A 1,475-nucleotide genomic window follows, 5' to 3' on the forward strand; every position below is an offset into this window, starting at 1 on the left:
CGTCTCGCACCAGGTCACCCTCATCGCGGTGCAGGCCGGTGCGATGCAGATGGCCGGCCGCGACGAGGCCGAGCGCGGGTTCGCGCGGACGATCCGGCAGCTGTGCGTCGTCACCCTGCAGGAGCTCCGCGAGATGGTGCAGGTGCTGCGGGCGTCCGGCGGCACCGACCGCGAGATCGCGCCGCAGCCGGTCCTCGCCGACCTGCCCCGGCTGGTGGCCGAGAGCGGCCTCGAGACCAGCACCACCGTCGACCTGCCGGACACCCTCGCGCAGCCGCTCCAGCGGGCCGTATACCGGTTCGTGCAGGAGGGGCTGACGAACGTCCGCAAGCACGCCCCCGACGCGACCGTCCGGGTCAGCGGCCGGATCCACGGTGAGCACGTCCTCGTCGACGTGGTGAACGGCCCCGCGCGTTCGGAGCGGCTCGAGCTGCCGGGCTCCGGCCTCGGGCTGATCGGGCTCGGCGAGCGGGCGTCGCTCCTCGGCGGGAGCATGGAGTCGGGGCCGCAGCCGGACGACGGGTTCGCACTGCACCTGCGGCTGCCGGTCGAGCACGTGCCGTCCGCGCCCGTCGTCTGACGGTCGTCCCCGGGAGCGACGCGGCGATGGCCGATCGGCCATCGGGGTTCACGCCGTGGAGCGATGTCCCGGAGCGCGCGGTCCGCTGTGATGGGACCGTGGCACCAACAGCACTCATCGGACGTCTCCGTCGGTTCCCGGTCTCCGTCGTCGTGACGGTGGCCGCGGCCGTGCTCGTCGTGACCGCCCGGATGGCACACTCCGAGCCGGACTTCCCGCACCACCCGCCCGTCGCGTGCCTCGCCCTCGTGGCCGTGGTCCTGACGACGGTCCTCGCCGAGCGGTCCCTCGGTTCGCTCCGGACCCTGGTCGTCGGGATCGGAGCGCCGCTCGTCGGTGTCCTCGCGACGCTGCTCACCGTCACCATCGGGTCGGCGCTGGGCGAGGCGCACGCCGAGTTCGCCGTCGGGCAACCGCTCTTCGCGCCGTCGATCGTGGCCACCGCCCTGCTCGGTGCCGCCTCGGCGACGATGCCCCCGCAGCGCCGCTGGCGCGTCCGTGCCGCCCTGTGGACCGTCGTCCTGACCCTCGTGCTCTTCGCCGGCCACGGGTCGGACCTGGCCCGTGCCCTCGCGACCCTGCTCGGGACCGCCGCCGGTGCCTGGATCGTCCGCCGCGCCTCCGAGCCCGCGCACCGCAGCACCGCCGTCACCGCCCGGACCGTCGTGGTGAGCGCCCTCATCGCGCTCGGTGCCGGGACCCTCGTGACGCCCGTCGTGCCCGACCCGGACGGCGTGCTCTCCCCGTTCGCCGACGCGATGCCGAACGGCTCCGTGGTCGTCGTCGGCGTCCTGCTGCTCCTCGCCGCCTGGCTCGTCCACCGCGGGCGTCGGGTCGGTGTCGCGCTGGCGATCGCCGTGCTGCTGACGCTCACCGTCGTGCTCGCCGACGTCTT

At 74.6% G+C, this 1,475-nt stretch carries 1 protein-coding gene and 1 pseudogene; both read left to right on the forward strand.

From position 1 onward, the window contains the following. Positions 1-580: sensor histidine kinase (locus I5E_RS25495; protein ID WP_022907168.1), on the forward strand; the 580-nt coding region annotated here is incomplete at its 5' end. Positions 581-678: 98 nt separating this feature from the next. Beyond that, a pseudogene (locus I5E_RS11795) lies at positions 679-1,475 on the forward strand (hypothetical protein); the annotation flags it as partial.

It is taken from the genome of Curtobacterium sp. B18 (assembly GCF_000333375.1).
Taxonomy (GTDB): Bacteria; Actinomycetota; Actinomycetes; order Actinomycetales; family Microbacteriaceae; genus Curtobacterium.